Source organism: Tepidiphilus baoligensis (genome assembly GCF_012911495.1).
GTDB classification, from domain to species: Bacteria; Pseudomonadota; Gammaproteobacteria; order Burkholderiales; family Rhodocyclaceae; genus Tepidiphilus; species Tepidiphilus olei.
Map to the genome: position 1 here is coordinate 17,315 of NZ_JAAAUB010000008.1, position 20,552 is coordinate 37,866.

Consider the following 20,552-nt stretch of genomic DNA (forward strand, 5'->3'; position numbering starts at 1 on the left):
GTCGGTGCATACTTGCTCAGTGCAACACCAATCCGCCGTCGACGCAGATCGTCTGACCGGTGACGAAGGCGGCGTCGTCGGAGGCGAGCCAAGCGGCGGCGCCGACCAGATCTTCGGGAACCTCGGGTCGTGGGATGGCCGACTGTTCGGCCAGCTGCTTGGCCATGGCCTCAAACCCATGTTCGCGGATCGTCTCGCTTTGCGTCAAGCCCGGCGAGATGGCGTTGACCGTGATGCCGTGGCGACCGACTTCACAGGCAAGCGCACGCGTGAGCCCGATCACGGCGGCCTTGGAGGTGATGTATTGCGCACCGTTGCCGCGACCGATGAAGACGGTATCCGAGGCGATGTTGATGATGCGTCCCCAATGCTGTGCCTGCATGTCGGGGAAGACGGCGCGGGCGCACAGCCACGGGCCTTTGACGTTGACCGCCATCACCCGGTCCCAGACTTCTTCTTCCAGTTCGGTGAAGGGGCGGGCGGCCCGCTCCAGACTGACGTGGCGTAGCATCACGGCGGCGTTGTTGACCAGGATGTCGACCTTGCCGAAGCGTTCGCGAATGCGCCGCACTGTCGCCTCGACCTGATCGGCCTGTGAGACGTCGCAGACGAGCGCGAGCACGTCGGGGCCGATCTCGCGCGCAGCCGCGTCCAGCACCTCGGGCGTGGTGCCGCAGATGGCCACTTTCGCCCCTTCCTGATACAGACGGGTGGCGATGGCCTTGCCGATGCCTCGCCCGCCGCCGGTGACCAGCGCGACGTGGTTTTCCAGTCGTTTCATGGTGAAGGCTCCTGCATCCTCATTTCAATGAAGCGGCGATGTCGATGACGAAACGGTATTTCACGTCGCTCTTCAGCATGCGTTCGTAGGCGGTGTTGATGTAATCGATGGGGATGAGCTCAATGTCCGAGACGATGCCGTGTTCGGCACAGAAATCGAGCATCTCCTGCGTCTCACGGATGCCGCCGATGAGCGAGCCGGCGAGGCTGCGGCGCCGGAAGAGCAGATTGAAGACCCCGGGCGAAGGGTGCGGCTCGGAAGGGGCGCCCACGAGGGTGAGCGTACCGTCGCGTTTCAAGAGCTGCAGGTAGTCGTCGAGCCGGTGCGGAGCCGCCACGGTGTCGAGGATGAAGTCGAGCTGCTCGCGGTAGCGGGCCATTTGCTCGGGATCCTTGGAAATGCAGACCTCGTCGGCCCCGAGCCGCTTGGCGTCGGCCGTCTTGCCGGGCGAGGTGGTGAAGAGCACCACGTGCGCGCCCATGGCGTGGGCGAGTTTGACGGCCATGTGCCCGAGCCCGCCCAGGCCGACGATTCCTACCCGTTTGCCCGGGCCGACGTTCCAATGGCGCAGCGGCGAATAGGTGGTGATGCCGGCGCACAGCAGCGGCGCCACCGCGGCGAGATCTTTTTCCGGATGCTTGATGTGCAGCACGAAGGCTTCCTTCACCACGATGACTTGGGAGTAGCCGCCGTAGGTGTTCTCGCTGCCGGGACCTCGACCGTTGTAGGTGCCGACGAACCCTTCACGGCAGTATTGCTCTTCCCCGCTCGCGCAGGCGTCGCAATGGCCGCAGCTGTCGACCATGCAGCCGACGCCGGCGAGATCGCCGACCTTGAATCGGGTGACTTTCTCGCCCACGGCGACCACGCGCCCGACGATCTCGTGCCCGGGCACGCAGGGATAGATCGTGTTCTTCCACTCGTTGCGCGCCTGGTGCAGGTCGGAGTGGCACACGCCGCAGTAGAGGATCTGGATCTGTACGTCGTAGGGCCCCGGCTCGCGGCGGGCGATTTCCCAGGGAACGAGCGGGGAATGCGGGTCGAAAGCGGCATAGGCTTTGGCGGGAATGCTCATGAGTCACACTCCTTGGAATGAAACGGGGAGGGGCTGGAACCCCGTCGCTTTACTATAGCCCATCCGTGGCATCCCGGCTTCGGAGTACGCGCGATCTTGCTTTCGTGCCGGATCCGGGCCTAAGATGAGCGGGATTTTTGTGCGACGGAGACCGACATGAAGAAACCCGCCGTGACCGAAGTCCCGATCCATCCTCTGATCGCCGAGCGTTGGAGCGGTCGTGCGTTCGACGAGACCAAAGCCGTGACGCGCGAGCAGGTGCTTTCGTTACTGGAGGCGGCGCGCTGGGCGCCGTCGTGCTATGGCGATCAGCCCTGGCGTTTCGTCGTGTGGCACCGCACCCAGGATCCTCAGGGATGGGAAAAGGCTTTTGCCACCTTGTGGCCATTCAACCAGGCGTGGGTGAAGCGCGCCTCGCTCCTCGTGCTGGTGTGCGCCGACCCATTTTTTTCCTACAACGGCGAACCCAACGCCTGGGCCGAATACGACTGCGGCGCCGCGGCCGAGAATCTCTGCCTGCAAGCCGTGGCCCTGGGATTGATGTCGCACCCCATGGCCGGATTCGACGCCCAGGCGATCCGCGCCGTGGCCGGCGTGCCGGATCGCTACAAAGTGATTTCGCTCATCGCCGTGGGGCATCCGGCCGAGCCGGACGTGCTCGATGGGGAACTCGCCGAGAAGGAACGCGCCCCGCGCGAGCGTCGGCCGCTCACCGAGTCGTGCTTTGCCGGGCAATGGGGACAGAGGTTGTAAGTCCTGCAGAGAGCAACTCTCGTCGAGATGATCCCGGGTGATGCCGGTGTGCTCAGTCAAGTCGCGTACCCAGTCGAGCAGGCCGGGGCGGGCGAGGAAGTGCGACCAGGCAGGCCGCGGTCCGCCTGGTTCGCCGGGAGCGACGTCGGGCAGCCCTTCGTCCTTTTTGAGGACGGCGAGCGCGTCGAAACGAAAACCGTCGTAGCAGATGCCTATAATGACTCCACGATGCGGCCGGGGAGAGGGCGATGGAACGCTTGCGGGGGGTGAATCTGGGCTCGTGGCTGGTGCTCGAGAAGTGGATGGTGCCCAGCCTTTTCGAAGGGGTGGAGGCTACCGACGAGACGACCTGGTGCGTGGCGTTGGGCGAGGAGGCCACCCCGCGGCTGCGGGCGCACTGGGCGCGCTGGATCACGCGGGAGGATTTCGCCTGGATCGCCGAACGGGGGCTGAACGCCGTGCGCATCCCGTTCGGTCACTGGGTGCTGGGGCCGCCCTATCCCTACCATCCGGTCTATGGGACGCGGCGCGAGCCCTTCGTCACCGGCGGCATCGAGGTGCTCGACCGGGCGCTGCGCTGGGCGGAAGAATTCGGACTCAAAGTGGTGCTCGACCTGCACGCGGCCGCCGGCTGCCAGAACGGCTTCGACAACGGCGGAATACTTAACGTGTGCGACTGGCACACCAAAGCAGAATACATCGACCATTCGGTCGAACTCCTGGGGCGCCTGGCCGAGCGCTATCGCGCCGAGCCGGCGCTCTTCGCTTTCGAAGTATTGAACGAACCGCGCTGGGACGTGCCTACGGATATATTGAAGCGCTACTACGAGCGCGCCTACGCGGCGATCCGGGCGCACTGTCCGCCCACGGTCGGCGTGATGTTCCACGACGGTTTTCGCGACTGGCGCGAGTATCTCGGATTCATGAATGCGCCGCCGTACGAGAACGTCTGGTTCGACGTGCACCGCTACCAGTGCTTCACGCCCGAGGATCTGGAGGCGGACATCTACGAACACTTGCGCGAGACCGTGGTCGATCTGCGGGCCGAGGCCGACGCCATCGGGCGGGAGCTGGGGCTGCCGACGGTGTGCGGCGAGTGGAGCCTCGGGCTCAAGCTGCAGGAGGTGTCGCTGTGGGCCGACGGGCCGACGACGCACCCGCTCGAAGGCTTGGACGCCTTTCAGCAGGGAGTGGCGCTGCGCGGCTACGCGGCGGCGCAGCTCCTCACCTTCGAGCGCTATCGCGGCTGGTTCTTCTGGAATTACAAGACCGAGACGACGCCGGCGTGGTGCCTGCGCGAGGCGGTGGCGCGCGGCTGGCTGCCGGCGCGGTTCAATTGAGGGCGACGACGCGCTGCACGCCGGGATAGGGCTGGTGATGCGGCCAGAAGATCACCAGCGTCGCTTCGGGCAGGCGCTCGCGCAGCAGCGCTACTGGATCGAATTTACCCGGTGCGGGCACGGCATCGGGCGGGGCTTCGTAGAACACCCAGGCGGGCCGCTCGAGCAGGGTGCGGGCAAGCGCCAGCCGCTGCTGCACCGGCGCGGTCAGAGTGCGGTTCCAGTCGTCGCGCTCGTCGAGCCGCTCGACGAGCGCATCCGCCCCCACGGCCTGCAAGATGTCGACGACGGCCTTGCGTTCGACTTCCGCCGGATCGCGTGGATAGGTGAGAGCGGCGATGAGCGGTCCTTCGGGCAGGAAAGGCCGCTGTGGCACGAAGGAAAGCGTCTCACCGTCGGGCAGGATGATGTTTCCCTGCCCCCAGGACCAGACGCCGGCGATGGCCTTGAGTAGCGCGATGCCGGTGTTCGGGTCGCCCACGAGCTGCACGGTTTCGCCGCGCTGTAGCGTGAGCGAGAAATTTTCCAGCACCGGGTGGCCGTTGGGCAGCGTCAAGGTGAGCCGTTCGATCACCATCTGCCCCGGATGGCCGACGCTGCGGCAGACCTGCCCCGGTAGGCACAGCCGCTCGATCGTCTCGATCTCGCCGAGATCGTGATGGAGCGCCGCGACGCGCTCGATCGAGGCGCGGCAGCGGGCGATGTCGCCCATGCTGTGGATGGGCCAGGAGAGCGCGTTGGTGAGCCGTTCGAAGGCTTGGGCCGCCTGCATCAGCATGCCGAGCGTGAGCGTGCCGGCGATGTAGTGCGGCGCGAGCACCAGGATGGGAAAAACCGGCAGGAGCGTTCCGTAGGCGGTGGAGAACGACACCAGGCCGAGGTAGCCGAGGGACTGCTTCCACCAGGTTCGCGCCAGCGATTCGAACCGCTCGCGCGTCAGACGGCGCTCGGAGGCTTCACCTTGGGCGAGCGCGATCGCTTCCGACTTGTCGCGGATGTGCGACAACCCGTAGCGAAAGTCGGCCTCGCGCGACTGATGCTGGTCGGTGGCCCGGGTGAGCGGCCGGCCCAGCAGCACCCCGGTGATCGTGCCGATGCCGGCATAGGCAAGCGCAAGCCAGACCATGGTGCCGGGGGGTGAGGCGTGCGGTTCGGCGCCGACCACCCACAGCACGTCGACGAAGAGCACGATGGAGGCGAGCGAGTAGAGCAGCGAGTGGAAGAGTTCGACGGCCACTTCCGTGGCGATGCGCACGTCTTCGGCGATGCGGGCGTCGGGATTGTCGTGAGCGCCGGGCAGGTGGCGCAGGCGGTGGTGGTGTCCCCGGCTGAGCCAGTTCTCGAGCAGCTGCTCGGTGAGAAAGCGTCGCCAACCGAGTTGCCAGCCACGTTTGACGAGGAGGTGGACGCCGGTGACGGCTACGCTCAGCAACAGGATGGTGAGGAAGGTGGCGATGAGGGCGGGCAGTTCGACGAGGTCGCGGCGCTCCAAGGCGTCGAAAAGGGCACGTTGCCAGTGGTTGGTCCATAGCGCCAGGCCGACCTGGGCGAGGGTGAGGGCCACGAGCACCGAGGCGCCACCCCAGGCCCGTGGCCGGCGGTAATAGCGCAGGCCCAGCAGGAGGAAGGGCAGCAGGGGGACGGAGGGGGGCGGTGCACTCATGCCCGATCTCCGGCGAGCAGGCGACAGGCGAAGGCGGCAGCGCCCTTCAAACCCAGCAGGGGATCCTCGGCGAGCAGGATCGGCAGCGTAGCGAGTACCCCGGCATGACGTTCCTTGGCGGCGAAGGCGGCGCGGAAGGTCGGCGCATCCAGCCAGGGGCGCAGGGCCGTGGCGAGCGCGCCCACGAGGTAGACGCCTTCCACAGTCCAGCCGATGAGGGCGAGATCGCCGGCACAGGCGCCCAGCGCGCGCACGAAGGTATTCACCGCCGTCTGGGCGAGCGGTTCTCCTTCCCCGGCCGCGGCGACGATGGCCGGCGCATCCGGCCAGGGTGCGCTTTGGCCGCGCTCGGCGGCGAGAAAGGCGGTAAGCCGCACGAGGCCGGGGCCGCACAGCAGGCTCTCCCAGGAGGGGATGCGCCCTTCGCGGGCGAGCCAGGCGCTCCAGGAGGTGAGAAAGGGAGGATCGAAACCGCCGAGATCGGCGTGCCCGCCTTCGCTGGGGAAGACGCGCACCGTCTCGCCCTCGCGCAGGAAGAAGCCCATGCCCAGGCCCGTGCCGGGTCCGAGCACGGCGGCAAGCCCCGGGCGGATTGCCCCTTCTTGCAGCACGTGCAACGTCTCTCGCGGTGCGGCGGCGATGCCGTGCGCCTGGGCGGCGAAGTCGTTCATCAATTCGACCCGCGGCCAGCCATGGCGGGCGGCCAAGGCATCGGCGTCGATTGTCCACGGGCGATTGGTCAGCCGCGCGCGCCGCCCGGTCACGGGGCCGGCGAGCGCGATCACGGCCAGTTCCGGTTTGGCTCCGGGGGGGCAGTCGGCGAGGAAGGCGTCGAGCACCGCGGTAAACGAGGCGAAGGCGTCGTCTGCGAGCACCCGCTGGCACAGCGGCTCCCAGGCGGGAGCGGGGCGCGAAAAACCCTCCTGGCTTGGGGTGTCTTGGGGTTTTTCGTGGGCGTCGGGCGCGGCTTCGCTTTCCCGCCAGCGCGCGAGCAGGAAGCGGGTGCGCGTGCCGCCGACGTCGGCGGCGAGAAAAGTGGCCGCGTTCCTTGCGCTCACGCGCCGGCTCCGTAAGGCAGGAAGCGCGCCCGCCACAGCGGTTCGCGTTCCTCGCAGGGATGGGGTGCGACGAGGGCGGCGGCCACGCGGGCCGCAGGCGCGGAGAGGATGCCGGCGGGGAGGGTGCCCAGGCGCGCGTCGACGGGGTGTGGGAGCACCGGCCCCAGGCCACAGCGGCTCGCGCGCACCACCAGAAGTCCGGCTGCGGTGGCGGCGGCGATCGCCGCTTCCCATGTTTCGGGGACGCTGCCGTGTCCCGGCAGGAGCAGCACCACTGCGTTCGCGCCTTCTTCCTGGGCTCGCTGCAGCGCCGCGGGCCGATCGAGCGCCGTGGCCGAAAGGAGCTCGACGCTGGGCCAGGGGCGGGGCAGGGACAGCGGCGAGGGGCGTTCTTCGAGCGGCGGCGGCAGCCAGGGAAAGGTCGACCCGAGCGCGCCCCGCGGTTCGGCAGCGAAGGGCTGCAGCGCCAGGGTGTGCGCCTTGCGCAGCCCCAGGGCGGGGAAGAGCTTCTCACCGAAGACGAGGAAGACGCCCGGTGGGGTGTTCGGATCGGCGGCAAGGCGGATCGCGTGCAGGAGGTTGCGCGGCCCGTCGGCTCCGGCTTCGGCCGGCGGGCGCATGGCGCCGGTGAGGACCACGGGTTTAGTCGGAGCAAGGGTGAGCGCGAGCAGCGTCGCCGTCTCTTCCAGCGTGTCGCTGCCGTGGGAGAGGACGAGGCCGGCGATTTCGGGGCGCGCGAGGGCTTGCGTGATCGCGGCGTGCAGCCTCAGCCAATGGTGCGGCGTGGCGTCCTTGGAATCCATGGCGAAGGGCGAAGCGAGCTCGAGCTCGGCGTACTGGCCTGCCTCGGGGATCGCTGCGAGCAGGGCCTCGGGCGAGAGCGCCCCGGCGTGGTACGCGATGCCCCGGCCGGTGGCGGCGAGGGTGCCGCCGGTGGCGAGCCAAAGCAAGCGCGGGCGAGGAGGTGCGGCCATGGGGAGTGCACTGAAATGCTGTCGTGAAAGTTTAACAGTTCGTTCCCACGGCGCGACGGTTTTGCCGTGACTCATCCCTGGAGGGCTCTGGGGGCTCCCGGCGAAACCACTGCGAACGGGGGCGGGCTTACACGGCGTGGGGCTGGAGTGCGTCTTCTTGGCGCTGCTGGTGGTGCCACAGCTCGGCGTAGCGTCCGCCCCGCGCGAGCAGCTCGGCATGCCGGCCGCGTTCGACGATGCGCCCTTCTTCGAGCACCAGGATTTCGTCGGCGTGCATCACGGTGGAGAGGCGGTGCGCGATCATCAGGGTGGTACGGCCTTGGGCGATGCGTTCGAGCTGTCCCTGGATGGCGCGCTCCGTGGCCGAATCGAGCGAGGAGGTGGCTTCGTCCAGCACCAGGATGCGGGGGTTCTTCAGCAGCACCCGCGCGATCGCCACGCGCTGCTTCTCGCCGCCGGAGAGCTTGAGTCCGCGCTCGCCCACCCGCGTCTCCAGCCCCTCGGGCAGACGGGCGACGAGCTCGTCGAGTCGGGCGGCGCGGATCGCGGCCCAGACTTCCTCGTCGCTCGCCTCGGGCCGGCCGTAGCGGATGTTGTAGCCCAGCGTGTCGTGGAAGAGCACCGTCTCTTGCGGCACGATGCCCACGGCACGGCGCAGGCTCTCCTGCTTAAGGTGGCGCACGTCGATTCCGCCCACGCGTACCGCCCCGCCGGTGACGTCGTAGAAACGAAAGAGGAGCCGCACCAGCGTGGATTTGCCGGCGCCGGAAGAGCCGACGACGGCGACGGTACGCCCGGCGGGCAGGGTGAAATCGACTTCGTGCAGGATGGGTCGGCTGGGGTCGTAGTGGAAAGAGACTCGCTCGAAACGTACGTCCAGCGGCCCGTCGGGGAGCTCGATCGCGTCGGGGGCGTCGCGTACTTCCTCTCTTTCGTCGAGCAGGGCGAAGAGCCGTTCGAGATCGACCAGCGCCTGGCGCAGCTCGCGGTAGACCACGCCCAGGAAGTTGAGCGGCAGGTAGAGCTGCAGCAGGAAGGCGTTGACGAGCACGATGTCGCCCAGGGTCATCACGCCTGCCTGTACCCGCGCCGCGGCGAGCCCCATCATGGCGACCACGCCGACGGTGATGATGGCCGCCTGGCCGAGATTGAGCCCAGAGAGCGAGAGCTGGTTGCGGATCGCGGTTTCCTGCCAGCGTTCGAGATCCTGGTCGTAGCGTCGCCGTTCATAGGCTTCGTTGGCGAAGTACTTCACCGTCTCGTAGTTGAGGAGCGCATCGACGGCGCGGCTGTGGGTCTGCGCGTCGATCTTGTTGAGCCGGCGGCGCTGCACGGTGCGCCAGTTGGTGACGACGACGGTGAAGGCGACGTACGTCATGAGCGTGGCGAGCGTGATCGCGCCGAAGGCCGGTTCGTAGCGCGCGAAGAGGATGGCGAGCACGAGCGTGATCTCCACCAGCGTCGGGGCGATGGAGTAGAGCGTGAAGTTGATGAGGCTGCCGATGGCGCGCGTGCCGCGCTCGAGATCGCGGGTGAGTGCCCCGGTTTGCCGTTCGAGGTGAAAGCGCAGCGACAGGGCGTGCAGGTGGGAGAAGACTTCGAGCGACAACGCGCGCACCGCGGCCTGGGTGACCCGTGCGAAGAGGAGCTCGCGCAGCTCGGTGAAAAACGCGGTGCCGAAGCGCGCGAGCCCGTAGGCGAAGACGAGGGCGAGCGGCGGCAAGGCCCAGCGTGGCGCCTGCGGCGGCAGCGACAGGAAATCGACCAGCTCCTTGAAGAGGAGCGGCACGGCGACGTTGGCGAACTTCGCCGCGATGAGTGCGGCAAAGGCGCCGAGCACCCGCCAGCGATAACGCCAGAGGTAGGGCCATAGCCGCCTGATCGTCTCGCGCAGGTGCAGAGGGCGAGTCGCGCCCTCGGCCGGTGGCGGCAGGGATGAATGCGCGCGCATCGCTCAGGCGGGTTGCGCCGCGGCCTCGCGGTAGCGGCGCAGCAGGCGTAGGAGCTCGTCTTCGTCGTAGGGTTTGCCGAGATAGGCGTTTGCCCCCAGCGCCATCGCGTGCGCCTGGTGCTTCTCGGCGAGCCGGGAGGTGATGAACACCACCGGGAGGTCGCGAGTGCGTGCGTCGGCCCGGATCTGGCGCAGCAGCTCGAATCCGTCCATGCGCGGCATCTCGATGTCGGAGAGGATCGCCACGGGCAAGTGCTCCAGCGAAGCGAGTTTGTCGAGCGCATCCATGCCATCTTTGGCGAGGACGACCTCGTAACCCGCCCGCTCGAGGAGCCGCCCCGTGATGCGCCGCACGGTGAGCGAATCATCGACCACGAGGACCAAAGGTTTGGGCTGGGAAACGCCGCTCGGCCGATCGGGGAGCTCGTCCGCGGTCGATTTGGCGGGCGTGCGCGCGAGCGCCACCGGGTTGAGGATGAGCGTGATTTCCCCATCGGCGAGCAGCGTCGCGCCCAGCATGCCGGCGATACGCTTGAGATGCGGCCCCGCTGGTTTGGCGATGACTTCCTGACTGCCGGCGAGTCCATCGACGTGCAGCGCGAGCCGCTCTTCGCCGGAAGCGAGCAATATCACCCAGTTACGCCGATCCAGGGGCTCGACTTGATTCGGACGATCAAGGAGATGAGGGAGATAGTGCAGCGGATAGGCTTTTTCTTGCCAAATGACATGCCCCATCTGCTGTGCGGCGCGCAGCGCCTCGGCGGGAAGGTGCTCGGTTTGAACGATCAAATTGGCCGGAATCGCCCAGCGGCGCTCGAGGGTACGCACGAGCAGCGCCTGCGTGATCGCCAGGGTGGCGGGTAGCAGGATGCGGAAGGTCGTGCCGTGGGCGGGGGTGCTCACGAGGTCGATACGTCCGCCCAAAGCCTGGATTTCGCTGTGGACGACGTCCAGCCCCACCCCGCGGCCGGCGATCTGGCTGACCTCCCCGGCGGTGGAGAACCCAGGGAGGAAGACGAGCCGAGCGAGGCCGGCTTCGTCGGGTCGAGCGTCGGGGGCGAGTAGCCCGGCGCTGCGGGCACGTTCGAGGATGGCGGCGTAATCGAGACCTCGACCGTCGTCTTGTACCAAGAATTCGATTTCGCTGCCGAGATTGCGCACGGCCAGCGTGATCTGGCCGAATTCGGCTTTGCCGGCGGCTCGCCGTTCCTCGGGGGGTTCGATGCCGTGGGCAACGGCGTTGCGCAGGAGATGCTCGAGCAACGGTACCATGCGCTCGAGGAGCGCCCGGTCGAGGGCGATCTGCCCCCCCTCGATGTCCAGGTTGACGCGTTTGCCGAGTTCCTTGGCCGTCTGGCGCACTACGCGGTGTAGACGTGCGGCGACGCTGGCGACCGGCGCCGAACGAACCTGCATCAGTTCGTGCTGTACCTCGCGGGTGAGCCGCGCTTGCTGGTTGAGGGCGGATTCGGCGTGGTCGAGGTGCGACAGCGCGCTTTGTTGGATGGTGGCGACGTCGGCGATTCCTTCGGCGAGCAGGCGCGTGAGTTCCTGCAGACGCGTGTAGCGGTCGAGTTCGAGCGGATCGAACTCGGCGTGCGCCGCATCGGCCGTGTGGATGCGCGTCTGCATCTGCGTCTCGGCCTGGATCTCGAGCTCGCGCAGATGGGTGCGCAGGCGGATGACGTCGTCGGTGAGCTCGAGCACGGCAGCGCGTAGGGCGTGGAGATCTTGCTCGGCGCGGGCACGCAAGATGCCGATCTCGCCGGTATCGTTGACCAGCCGGTCGATGGTGCCGGCCTGGACGCGCAGGCCGATCTGGCTCTCGGCAGGCTCCCGGGTAGGAGCTCTTTCCGTTTCCGGCATCGCCGCTGCGCTCGCCGCCCCTGGGGTCTGCTCCGGGGGAAAGGCACCAATCGTCGTCGCCGTCGCCGTCGCCGCCACGGGCATAGCTAGTTGGCGGAACATGGCGTAGGCCGCGTCGATGCCGTTGCGTGCGAGATCCCTGGCGGCTGGTCCGGCTTCCTTGAGTTCTTGTTCGAGACGATGGATGCGCTCCCCCAGTTCGAGGGCGCCGGCCATGCGGGCGCTGCCTTTGAGGGTGTGCAGCGTGCGGGCGAGGGCCTCGCGGTTTTTTTCTTCGTTCGTTTCGTCCCAGCGGTCGAGCCGCTCGAAGAGCGTTTCGAAGAGCGCTTCGCCTTCGTCGAGAAAGACCGGTAGAAGCTGGGGGTCGATCTCTTGGGGGAGAGGATGCGCGGCCTCGAGCGATTCCGGCGGGGCTTCCGGGGCCGACCGGGTGGGCAGGGCTGCCGCCTCGGGCGGAGACGGCCGCGGGGAGGTCGTTTCTGCTTCGGGCGGAGACGGCGTCGCGGCGGCGGTTTCGGTGACCGTGCCGACGGCTTCCAAGGCAGACGGGAGTTCGCCGGAAAGTTCGGGGATGCGCCCGGCCTCGACGTGTTCGAGCGCCGTGTCGAGCCACTCGGCGGCGGCACACAGGAGGTCGCGCTCGAGTGCGTCGGGGGGCGTGTGCGACTTGGCCAGCCGTTCGAGTCCGAGTTCGAGCGCGCGGGCCAGATCGTGCATCTCGAAGACCTTGGCGGTGGCCGAGATGCCGGCAAGCGTGTGGACGTGCCGTACGAGCGTGTCGTCGGGTGGGGTGGAAGCCTCCTCGTCGAGGTAGCTGCGCAAGGCGGTGAGCCGTTCGCGCGCTTCCTGGCGAAAGGCGTCGAATACGGTGCGTGAGACGCTACGATCCCCGAAAACGTGTTTCGGCGGTTCGGGGGGCGGAAGAGGTGCGGCTTGCGGTGCGGTTTCGGGGCTTTCGAGCGAGCGCAGGCGCTCGGCTTCGGCCGCGAGCGCGGCGGCCCGCGCCGGAGTTTCGATCCGGCCGGCAGCGATTGCCTCCACCCAGTCGGCGAAGAGGCGGTGGGCCTGCTGGAGCAACTGAATCAGCGCCGGGGTGGCTGGCCATTGGCGCTGTAACCAAGCGTTGAGGGTCTGTTCCAGAGCCCAGGCGCATTCGCCGAGCTCGGTAAGGCCGACCATGCGGCCACTGCCCTTGAGCGTGTGGATGCTGCGACGCACTTCCGTGAGCGCGTCGACATCGTCCGGTCGTTCTCGTAGCTCCGGGATGCGGCACTCCAGGGTGGCGAGGACTTCGCGGGCCTCTTCGAGGAAGATGTCGAGCAGTTCGTCCTCGGCCGCCGCTTCTTTTTGTTCTTCGCTGGGCGGCGCGGGGATGGGCTCGATCGCTTGCTCGGGAAGAGGAGATGGAGCGAGTTCCGGAGCGAGTATCGACGCTTCCTCGGTGGACGACTCTTCTTCGAGCAACAAGTCGGTACCCAGCGCTTCTCCTTCCTCGGCGAAGAGTTCTTGCAGGGGAACGGCGGTGGCCTGGGGAACGGATGCCGCGGATTCCTCGAGGGATTCACCACGCGCCAAGGCTTCGGTTCGGGTATGGAGATAGGCGAGCGTCTCGACGAGCTGGCGCTGCTCGGAGTCTTCGAGGATGCCCTGTTCGGCCAAGCGCTCGACCAAGGGAGGCAGTTGGGCGAGCGCCTTGGCCTCTTCGTCGGCGCCGATGAGCAGCAAAGTGGCGCGTGCCTCCGCGAGCAGGCGGTTGACGTGGGCCTTGTCGAGGAGCTCGGTCGGATCGCGATAGTAGCGGTCGAGCAGGGTTTCGGCTTCTGCCAGCAGCCGTGAGAGTTCTTTGCCGATACTGCGGCTGTCGGCTTCGGTGGCCTGGGGCTCGAATTCGGGGAGAGGACGGCCTTCGACGAAGGCGCGCAAGCGCTCGATCTGGGTTTGGAGGCGACGCTCGATGCGTTCGTCCCAATGGGCGGCGCGGCAGTAGGCCGAAAGGATGAGGAGCGTGCGGGCGAGCTCCAACTGGGCCTGAGCGGCGAGGGATTCGTCGGGTTGCTCTTCCATCCACTGCACGAGCGCGGCGAGCGCCTCGATGGCCCGATCGATGCTTGCCCGGCCCAAGGGTTGGGCGAGTCGGCGCAAGGCGTCGAGTTCTTGGCTGAATGCCCCAAGCGGCGGACTCGACGCCTGGGTGAGCCGCTCCCAGTGTTCGATCAGCCGGTCGATCCCCTCGGCCAGGGTGTCGAGCTGGGCGCGAAAAGGGATTTCGGCCAGAGGAAGATCTTGGTCTTCCAACGCTTCGGCGAGCCGCCAGTGTTCGTGCAACAACCGCTGCGCTCGGCTGCGGGGCTCGAGCCGGGCGACGGGATAAGTGAGCGCTTGCAAGAGCCGGCGGGGTGGGCGAGAGAATTTCCCGGCGTGGCGCATCGTGCGGTGCAGGTCGTGCAGGATGCGCTTGGAAGCCTCGTCGCGCGCCAGACGCCCTTCCCTGAGGGCGTCGGCATAGGCGAGCGCGGCCAGCCACAGCGGCTCCAGGGGGCGGCCGGCATCCAGCTTGAGCAAACCCGCGAGCGCCTCGCGTATGGGCGTGAGGGCCGCGATGGCCTCGCGCTCGTCGGCCGGTTTGAACCAGCCGACCAAACCCTTTTCGAAGCGACGCAGCAAGGCGGCACGGATGCGCCCTTCATCGGAGACGACGGGTTGCGGTCGAGGTTGGGTCGAGACTTCGAATTGGAAGAGATCGCTCACCGCGGCGCTGGGTTCTCCGGCGAGTGCTGCGAGCTCGAGGTAGTACCGACCTAGCCGTAGGGGTTGGTCTTTGCCGGAGTGGATGAGCTCGAGGAAATAATTTTCGGCGGCGATCGCGGCGCGCTGCAATCGATCCATCGCTTCCGGATCGGGATCGGGACGAGTGGAGACTTTCTCCATGGCCCGCCCCAGCATGTCGAGGTACTGGGCGAAGCCTTCGAGGCCGGCGACGATGAGCACGCCCCGGGTCTCGTGCAGCGACGATGCCGTTTGCCGTAGGGTTTCGGGGTCGTAGTGTGGGTCGTAGTGTGCGCGGGTCCGCTCAAAGGCCAAGCGCGCCCCTGCAAGGGCGCGTTCGACTTCGGGGGCGATCCAGGATAGAGGCTCGGGGGCTGGGCGATGCACCATGGCCTTCGTCTCGGGCGATCAGACGCGGAAACCGGCGACCGAACCGCGCAGATCGGCGGCGAGTTCACCCAGGGATTCGATGGACTGGACGGTGCGCTCCGTTCCTTCGCGGGTCTGCTGGGTGATGGCGAGGATCTCGCGCATGAGCGCGGAGACCTGGGCGCCTCGTTCGGCCTGAGCCTGGATGTCGTGGGCGATCCGGGTGATGCGGGTGGCGGTTTCCTTGGCAGCGCGCGAGATTTCTTCCAGTGCGGCGCCGGCCGAATCGGACAGGGCCGTTCCGGCGACGACCTCGCGCGTGGCGGCTTCCATCGAGCCGACCGCATCCTGGGTATCGGTTTGGATGGTCTTGACGATGGCGGCGATCTGCTTGGTGGCTTCGGCCGAGCGTTCGGCCAGCCGCTGCACTTCCTCGGCCACGACGGTGAACCCGCGTCCGGCTTCGCCCGCGGCGGCAGCCTGGATGGCGGCGTTGAGCGCGAGCACGTTGGTCTGGTCGGTGATGTCGGAGATGAGCTCCACGATCTCGCCGATCTCCTGGGAGGATTCGCCCAGTCGTTTGATGCGCTTGGCGGTTTCCTGGATCTGGTCGCGGATGCGGTTCATGCCCTGGATGGTTTCGTTGACCGCCTCGGTCCCTTTGGCGGAGGCCTCGAGCGAGCGGCCGGCAGTACCTGCCGCTTCTTCGGCCGAAGCGGCCGTCTCGCGCAGGGCGTTGGCCACGTCTTGGACGATGGCGTCGGCTTCCTCGATTTTGTCGGCTTGGGTTTGAGCCGCCTCGAGCAGTTCCCCGGAGATGCGGCGCGCTTCTTCGGTGGAGTCGGTGATCGTTCTGCCGTGTCGTTGATGCGGCGCACGAGCGAGCCGAGTTCTTCGATGGCGTAGTTCACCGAGTCGGCGATCGCCCCGGTGATGTCTTCGGAAACGGTGGCGCGGATGGTGAGGTCGCCGTCGGCCAGGTCCGAGATCTCGTTGAGCAGTTGCACGATGGCCTGCTGCGTGCGGGTGTTTTCTTCCTCGAGCCGTTGGCGCTGGCGCTCGGTTTCGAGCTCGCGGGCGCGGGCGTCATCCAAGTAGGTTTTGCTCAACGAAACGAAGACGCCAGCGATGGCGATCGCAGCGAGCACGATGAAGAGGTAACGCGTGGAAATGGCGGTCTCGCCGGCGATCTGGACGGCGTCGCGTAGCTCGTTGGCGTCGGCGATGAGGCGGTCGATTTCTCCGAGCAGCTTGAATGCGCTCTCGGTGAGCTCCTGTGCTTCGGGCGCAGACTCGCGAAAGGCGCGCAGCGAGGGTTCGGCGTCGAGGAATCGTTGCAAAAGAGGCTGTATCAGTCGCCAACGGGTTTGCAGTTCGGCGGTCTGGGGATGTTCGGCGGCTTTCGTGACCAGGACGGAAAGGGATTCGTCGAGGGTGCGGCGGTTTTGCCGCAGGGCGGTGAACGCTTCGGCCTCGCCGCGCAGGGTCCAGGGTAGGGTGCGTCCGAGCGCATGGGCGGCGTCCTTGACCCGTTCGATCGCGGCGATACGCTCTTCGACGGCGAGCCCGGCCTGGTTGACCGAGACGACGAGCCAGCCAATGGCTGCGACCATCACGATCAATACGCTCGCCAGGAGGATCAGACGGCGCCGCAGAGCGTCTGGCGAGAGCCGAGGGGGGGCGTCGGTGTGTTCATCGGATGCGCTACCAGCAGGAGCTTGGCTCTTGAAGAGACTGAACGCCATGATGATTCCTCGTTGCTCGGATACGTGTCGGGTGTCAGGGTGCGCCGGGGGTTCACCCCGGCGAGGTGATGCCAAAGAACAGAGGATCCGCCACCAGACGCGCCGTGTCGATCAGGAACCAGGGTTCGGGATCGTCGGCGCTGTGGTAGGCGCGCACGTGCCAGGGGTGGATACCGGATTCGTTTTCGACGGGGGTGAATGCGTTCATTGGGCGCAGGCCGGCCGTTTCCTCGAGTAGCAGGGCGGTGTTTTCGATGAGGCGGGGTGCCAGAACGAGCAGCAGGGACTGCTTGCCCAATGTGGTTTCGGTGCCATTCTCCAGCCAGCCGAGATCGACGACGCCGACGAGGTTGCCGCGCACGTTGGCCAGCCCGCGATAGCCGCCCGGCGCATGGGGAATGGGGGCGAGCGCGAATTCGTCGGCGATGGCCGTCGCGTCGGTGAGCGGCAGGAGCAGGCGCCGTCCACCGGCACGGAGTACCAACCAGTGCTCGAGGCGGCTTACGGAAGCTTCGCGCAGCCGCTCGGCGAGCTGCTGCTGGAAGTCACGAAGGGAAATCCGCCGGGCCATGGATGGTTAGCCCATGCTGCGGATGGCGGCAAGCAGCGCCGCTTCGTCGATGGGCTTGACGAGATAGGCCACGGCGCCCTGTCTCAAGCCCCAGACCCGGTCTGCTTCTTGGCCCTTGGTGGTGCAGATGATCACCGGGATGTGCTTGGTGGTTGCGTCGCGCTGCAGCTGGCGTGTGGCCTGATAGCCATTGATGCCGGGCATGACGACGTCCATCAGCACGAGATCGGGCGATTCGGTACGGGCCAACGCCAGGGCCTGATCGCCGTTCTCGGCAGTGATGACCTGGTAGCCTTCATGGGTGAGGAGCTCGGTGAGCGCGAGTCGCTCGGTGGGGGAGTCGTCGACGACGAGAATGCGGCGGATGGGCATGGGATCATTCTCCTTGCACTGAAGCGTGCGCTTCGGACTTGGGCGGCCAGTGCCGGGCGATCGCCGCGAGTAGCTCGTTCTTGGTGAAAGGCTTGGTGAGGTATTCGTCCGAGCCCACGAGCTGCCCACGCGCCCGGTCGAAGACGCCGTCTTTCGAGGTGAGCATGATCACGGGGATATGGCGGAATTTTGGATTCTGCTTGATGAGGGCGCAAGTCTGGTAACCATCGAGACGGGGCATCATCACGTCGATGAAGATGATGTCCGGCATGAAATCGACGACTTTGGCGAGCGCGGAAAAACCATCTTCGGCCAGCATGACTTCATAGCCTGCTTGGCCGAGGAAGATCTCCGCGCTGCGGCGGATGGTATTGCTGTCGTCGACCACCAGGATGCGTGGTTTGCGTTCGGTGTTCACGTCGGATCCCCGTTCTCGGCATTCAGGCCGTTTTCAGGCCGTGGCGGCGATGATCCATGATACCATGATTCAATGCAAACGCGTTTTTCTCGGCTGCCCGGACGCGGCCTGTATCTGATCACCCCCGACGAACCCGACGACGACGTTCTCCTTGCGCGGTTGCGCACGGCGCTGCTCGCCGGGCCGGTGTTGGTGCAATACCGCAACAAGGCGCTCGATGACGTTGGCCGAGCGCGCCAGCTCGAGCGCCTCGCGCCGCTGGTGCGGGCTGCCGGGGCGGCGCTCGTCGTGAACGACGACGTCGAACTCGCCGCCCGGTTCGAGGCGGGCGTGCATCTGGGGCGTGAAGACGGTTCGATCGCGCGGGCGCGCGAGCGGCTCGGCCCTCGCGCGCTCATCGGGGCGAGCTGCTATGCGGATCTCGAACGGGCGAAGGCGGCGCTCGCCGAAGGAGCGAGCTACGTCGCCTTCGGCGCGATGTATCCTTCCCCGACCAAGCCCCACGCGGCGCGCGCCTCGCTCGAACTTCTGCGCCGCGCCCGCGCCGAGCTGCCGGTGCCGATCGCGGTGATCGGCGGCATCACTTTGGAGCGCGCCGACGAGCTCGTCGCCGCCGGAGCCGACTGGCTCGCGGTGATCTCGGATCTCTTCGCCGCGCCCGATCCGCTGGAGCGGGCGCTCGCCTGGGCGGCGTGGCACAATCGCGTTTTCGGCACGGAAGGGAAGAAACGATGACGGATCGCAACGAGGCGTGGTTCGAACGGGCCCGGCGCGTGATTCCGGGCGGGGTGAATTCACCGGTGCGGGCGTTTCGCTCGGTGGGCGGCATGCCGCGCTTCATTCGCCGCGCGCAAGGCGCCTATCTCTGGGACGAAAACGGGACGCGCTACATCGACTACGTCGGCGCCTGGGGGCCGGCGATCGCCGGGCACGCGCATCCGAAGATCGTCGAGGCGGTGCAGCGGGCGGCCGCCGACGGCCTCTCCTTCGGCGCCCCCACGGCGCTGGAGGTGGAGATGGCCGAGCGGCTCACGGCGCTTCTGCCTTCGCTCGAAATGGTGCGGCTGGTGAGTTCGGGCACCGAGGCCACGATGAGCGCCATTCGGCTGGCGCGCGGCTACACGGGGCGAGCCCGTATCGTCAAGTTCGAAGGGTGTTATCACGGGCATGCCGACGCGCTGCTCGTCAAGGCGGGCTCCGGCGCCCTCACCTTCGGGCATCCCAGTTCGGCCGGGGTGCCCGAAGGGGCGGCGCGCGATACCCTGGTGCTGCCCTACAACGAGCTTGCAGCCGTGGAGGCGGCCTTTGCCGAGTGCGGCGACGAGATCGCCGCGGTCATCGTCGAGCCGGCCGCGGGCAACATGAACCTCGTCAAGCCGCGCCCCGGCTTCCTCGAAGGGCTGCGCGCGCTGTGCGACCGCCACGGTGCGGTGCTCATCTTCGACGAAGTGATGACGGGGTTCCGCGTGGGGCTGCAGGGGATGCAGGGGCGCACTGGCATCCGGCCCGACCTCACCACGCTGGGCAAGGTGATCGGCGGCGGCATGCCGGTGGCCGCTTTCGGCGGACGGCGCGAGATCATGGAATGCGTCGCTCCGCTCGGGGCGGTGTATCAGGCGGGCACGCTCTCCGGTTCGCCCGTGGCGGTGGCCGCCGGGCTGGCGTCGCTCGAGCTCGTTTCGGAACCTGGTTTCTACGAGCGGCTCGAGGCGCTCACCGCGCGTTTGGTGTCGGGATTGCAGCGTGCGGCCGAAGAGGCGGGCGTGCCCTTCGCTGCCGATTCGCTCGGCGGCATGTTCGGCCTCTATTTCGCGCCCAGGGTGCCGGGTTCCTACGCCGAAGTGATGACTTGCGACGTCGAGCGCTTCAAGCGCTTCTTCCACGCCATGCTGGCGGCGGGGCACCATTTCGCGCCCTCCGCCTTCGAGGCGGGCTTCGTCTCGGCGGCGCACACCGAAGCCGACATCGACGCCACGGTGGAGGCGGCTCGTCGGGCATTCTCTCCCCTTTGATCCTCAGCCCGTGAGCGCGGCGCGCAGGCGTTCATACACCGCCTGCGCGTCCGGGCGCACGCCGCGCCAGAGGAAGAAGCTCTCGGCGGCTTGCTCCACCAGCATCCCCAGCCCGTCGGCGGTGCGCGCACCGTGGCGCGCCGCCTCGCGCAGGAACGGGGTGGGCGCGGCGCCGTACATCATGTCGTAGACGAAGGGCCGCGCGGCGAAGAGCTCCGGCGGCAGCGGCGGCAGCTCGCCGGCGAGGCTCGCGCTCGTGGCGTTGATCACCACGGTGAACGGCAGGCGTAGCGTTTCCCACGTATGTACTTCCAGCCTCACGCCCGTTTCGGCGGCGAGTGCCGCGAACGCCTCGGCGAGTGCCTCGGCGCGGGCCGGGGTGCGGTTGGCGAGCACCAGGCGCTGCGGCCGTTCGCGTAGCAGCGGCCCCAGCACGCCGCGCGCGGCCCCGCCCGCGCCCAGGAGGAGCACTTCGGCTCCGGCGAGCGGTACGCCATGGTGCTGCGTCACATCGCGCACCAAACCCACCCCGTCGGTGTTGTCGGCCAGAATCCGGCCGCCGCGCGCGATGAGCGTGTTGGCGGCTCCGGCCTCGCGCGCGCGCGGCAGCGCCTCGTCGGCGAGCTTCAGCGCCTGCTCTTTGAAGGGCAGCGTCACGTTGGCGCCTTTCCCGCCCTCGGCAAAGAATCGCCGCGCGGCCGCGGCGAAACCCTCGGCGCCGGGGTCGATCGCCTCGTAGCGCAGATCTTGCCCCGTTTGTTCGGCAAAAGCGTGATGGATGAAGGGAGATTTACTGTGCGCCACGGGATGGCCGAAAACGGCGTAACGATCGGTCATG

Annotated in this window: 16 protein-coding genes and 1 pseudogene; 4 read left to right on the plus strand and 13 right to left on the minus strand. The window is 67.6% G+C overall.

Annotation, left to right across the window (positions count from 1 at the left end):
• Positions 1–16 precede the first annotated feature (16 nt).
• On the minus strand, positions 17–781 hold the full coding sequence (locus GV368_RS06605; protein ID WP_169115960.1) for an SDR family NAD(P)-dependent oxidoreductase: 765 nt from the start codon (positions 779–781) through the stop codon (positions 17–19).
• 19 nt (positions 782–800) lie between these two features.
• A complete protein-coding gene (locus tag GV368_RS06610; RefSeq protein ID WP_169115961.1) occupies positions 801–1,856 on the minus strand; it encodes an NAD(P)-dependent alcohol dehydrogenase in 1,056 nt (351 codons plus the stop codon).
• Positions 1,857–2,012: 156 nt separating this feature from the next.
• Between GV368_RS06610 and GV368_RS06615 the strand changes: the two genes are divergently transcribed.
• On the plus strand, positions 2,013–2,609 hold the full coding sequence (locus GV368_RS06615) for a nitroreductase family protein (RefSeq protein ID WP_169115962.1): 597 nt from the start codon (positions 2,013–2,015) through the stop codon (positions 2,607–2,609).
• A 248-nt stretch (positions 2,610–2,857) separates the two neighbouring features.
• Positions 2,858–3,949, plus strand: a complete 1,092-nt coding sequence (locus GV368_RS06620) for a glycoside hydrolase family 5 protein (protein WP_169115963.1) — start codon at positions 2,858–2,860, stop codon at positions 3,947–3,949.
• Here the strand turns inward: GV368_RS06620 and GV368_RS06625 are convergent.
• From GV368_RS06625 to GV368_RS06665, 10 genes and pseudogenes are all read right to left on the minus strand, one after another.
• Complete coding sequence (locus tag GV368_RS06625) at positions 3,942–5,612, minus strand: ABC transporter ATP-binding protein/permease (protein WP_169115964.1); 1,671 nt, start codon at positions 5,610–5,612, stop codon at positions 3,942–3,944. The genes GV368_RS06620 and GV368_RS06625 overlap by 8 nt on opposite strands.
• Positions 5,609–6,670, minus strand: a complete 1,062-nt coding sequence (locus GV368_RS06630) for a glucokinase (protein ID WP_169115965.1) — start codon at positions 6,668–6,670, stop codon at positions 5,609–5,611. Before GV368_RS06630 ends, GV368_RS06625 begins: the two co-directional genes overlap by 4 nt.
• A complete protein-coding gene (locus GV368_RS06635; protein ID WP_169115966.1) occupies positions 6,667–7,644 on the minus strand; it encodes an asparaginase domain-containing protein in 978 nt (325 codons plus the stop codon). The genes GV368_RS06630 and GV368_RS06635 overlap by 4 nt, the downstream gene beginning before the upstream one ends.
• A gap of 127 nt (positions 7,645–7,771) precedes the next feature.
• Complete coding sequence (locus GV368_RS06640) at positions 7,772–9,595, minus strand: ABCB family ABC transporter ATP-binding protein/permease (RefSeq protein ID WP_169115967.1); 1,824 nt, start codon at positions 9,593–9,595, stop codon at positions 7,772–7,774.
• A gap of 3 nt (positions 9,596–9,598) precedes the next feature.
• Entirely contained in the window at positions 9,599–14,617 is a 5,019-nt protein-coding gene (locus tag GV368_RS06645; protein ID WP_169115968.1) for an Hpt domain-containing protein, read from the minus strand.
• Between the two features lie 18 nt (positions 14,618–14,635).
• Positions 14,636–15,226 (minus strand): annotated as a pseudogene (locus GV368_RS11120) (methyl-accepting chemotaxis protein); the annotation flags it as partial.
• Positions 15,220–16,341: a methyl-accepting chemotaxis protein gene (locus tag GV368_RS11345; protein WP_235933710.1), complete on the minus strand. Its 1,122-nt coding sequence runs from the start codon at positions 16,339–16,341 to the stop codon at positions 15,220–15,222. The pseudogene GV368_RS11120 and the gene GV368_RS11345, both read right to left, overlap by 7 nt.
• Before the next feature lie 52 nt (positions 16,342–16,393).
• Positions 16,394–16,912 carry a chemotaxis protein CheW gene (locus tag GV368_RS06655; RefSeq protein WP_169115969.1) on the minus strand — a complete coding sequence of 173 codons (519 nt, stop codon included), beginning with the start codon at positions 16,910–16,912 and terminating at the stop codon, positions 16,394–16,396.
• A gap of 6 nt (positions 16,913–16,918) precedes the next feature.
• A complete protein-coding gene (locus GV368_RS06660) occupies positions 16,919–17,284 on the minus strand; it encodes a response regulator (RefSeq protein ID WP_142805138.1) in 366 nt (121 codons plus the stop codon).
• A 4-nt stretch (positions 17,285–17,288) separates the two neighbouring features.
• Positions 17,289–17,702: a response regulator gene (locus tag GV368_RS06665; protein ID WP_169115970.1), complete on the minus strand. Its 414-nt coding sequence runs from the start codon at positions 17,700–17,702 to the stop codon at positions 17,289–17,291.
• A 72-nt stretch (positions 17,703–17,774) separates the two neighbouring features.
• Between GV368_RS06665 and thiE the strand changes: the two genes are divergently transcribed.
• Both thiE and hemL read left to right on the plus strand, forming a co-directional pair.
• Positions 17,775–18,437 carry a thiamine phosphate synthase gene (gene thiE / locus GV368_RS06670; protein WP_169115971.1) on the plus strand — a complete coding sequence of 221 codons (663 nt, stop codon included), beginning with the start codon at positions 17,775–17,777 and terminating at the stop codon, positions 18,435–18,437.
• A complete protein-coding gene (gene hemL, locus GV368_RS06675; protein ID WP_169115972.1) occupies positions 18,434–19,714 on the plus strand; it encodes a glutamate-1-semialdehyde 2,1-aminomutase in 1,281 nt (426 codons plus the stop codon). Before thiE ends, hemL begins: the two co-directional genes overlap by 4 nt.
• A gap of 3 nt (positions 19,715–19,717) precedes the next feature.
• On the opposite strand, the gene aroE is transcribed toward hemL, so the two are convergent.
• Positions 19,718–20,551, minus strand: coding sequence for a shikimate dehydrogenase (gene aroE, locus GV368_RS06680; RefSeq protein ID WP_169115973.1), 834 nt, complete (start codon positions 20,549–20,551; stop codon positions 19,718–19,720).
• Position 20,552: the final 1 nt, after the last annotated feature.

Excerpts from the sequence above, each read along its gene's own strand:
- GV368_RS06605 (WP_169115960.1), bottom strand. The coding sequence starts at position 781 with ATGAAACGACTGGAAAACCACGTCGCGCTGGTCACCGGCGGCGGGCGA.
- GV368_RS06660 (WP_142805138.1), bottom strand. The coding sequence starts at position 17,284 with ATGCCCATCCGCCGCATTCTCGTCGTCGACGACTCCCCCACCGAGCGA.
- GV368_RS06640 (WP_169115967.1), bottom strand. The coding sequence starts at position 9,595 with ATGCGCGCGCATTCATCCCTGCCGCCACCGGCCGAGGGCGCGACTCGC.
- GV368_RS06625 (WP_169115964.1), bottom strand. The coding sequence starts at position 5,612 with ATGAGTGCACCGCCCCCCTCCGTCCCCCTGCTGCCCTTCCTCCTGCTG.
- GV368_RS06655 (WP_169115969.1), bottom strand. The coding sequence starts at position 16,912 with ATGGCCCGGCGGATTTCCCTTCGTGACTTCCAGCAGCAGCTCGCCGAG.
- GV368_RS06615 (WP_169115962.1), top strand. The coding sequence starts at position 2,013 with ATGAAGAAACCCGCCGTGACCGAAGTCCCGATCCATCCTCTGATCGCC.
- GV368_RS06610 (WP_169115961.1), bottom strand. The coding sequence starts at position 1,856 with ATGAGCATTCCCGCCAAAGCCTATGCCGCTTTCGACCCGCATTCCCCG.
- aroE (WP_169115973.1), bottom strand. The coding sequence starts at position 20,551 with ATGACCGATCGTTACGCCGTTTTCGGCCATCCCGTGGCGCACAGTAAA.
- hemL (WP_169115972.1), top strand. The coding sequence starts at position 18,434 with ATGACGGATCGCAACGAGGCGTGGTTCGAACGGGCCCGGCGCGTGATT.
- GV368_RS06645 (WP_169115968.1), bottom strand. The coding sequence starts at position 14,617 with ATGGTGCATCGCCCAGCCCCCGAGCCTCTATCCTGGATCGCCCCCGAA.
- GV368_RS06620 (WP_169115963.1), top strand. The coding sequence starts at position 2,858 with ATGGAACGCTTGCGGGGGGTGAATCTGGGCTCGTGGCTGGTGCTCGAG.
- GV368_RS06635 (WP_169115966.1), bottom strand. The coding sequence starts at position 7,644 with ATGGCCGCACCTCCTCGCCCGCGCTTGCTTTGGCTCGCCACCGGCGGC.
- GV368_RS11345 (WP_235933710.1), bottom strand. The coding sequence starts at position 16,341 with ATGGCGTTCAGTCTCTTCAAGAGCCAAGCTCCTGCTGGTAGCGCATCC.
- thiE (WP_169115971.1), top strand. The coding sequence starts at position 17,775 with ATGCAAACGCGTTTTTCTCGGCTGCCCGGACGCGGCCTGTATCTGATC.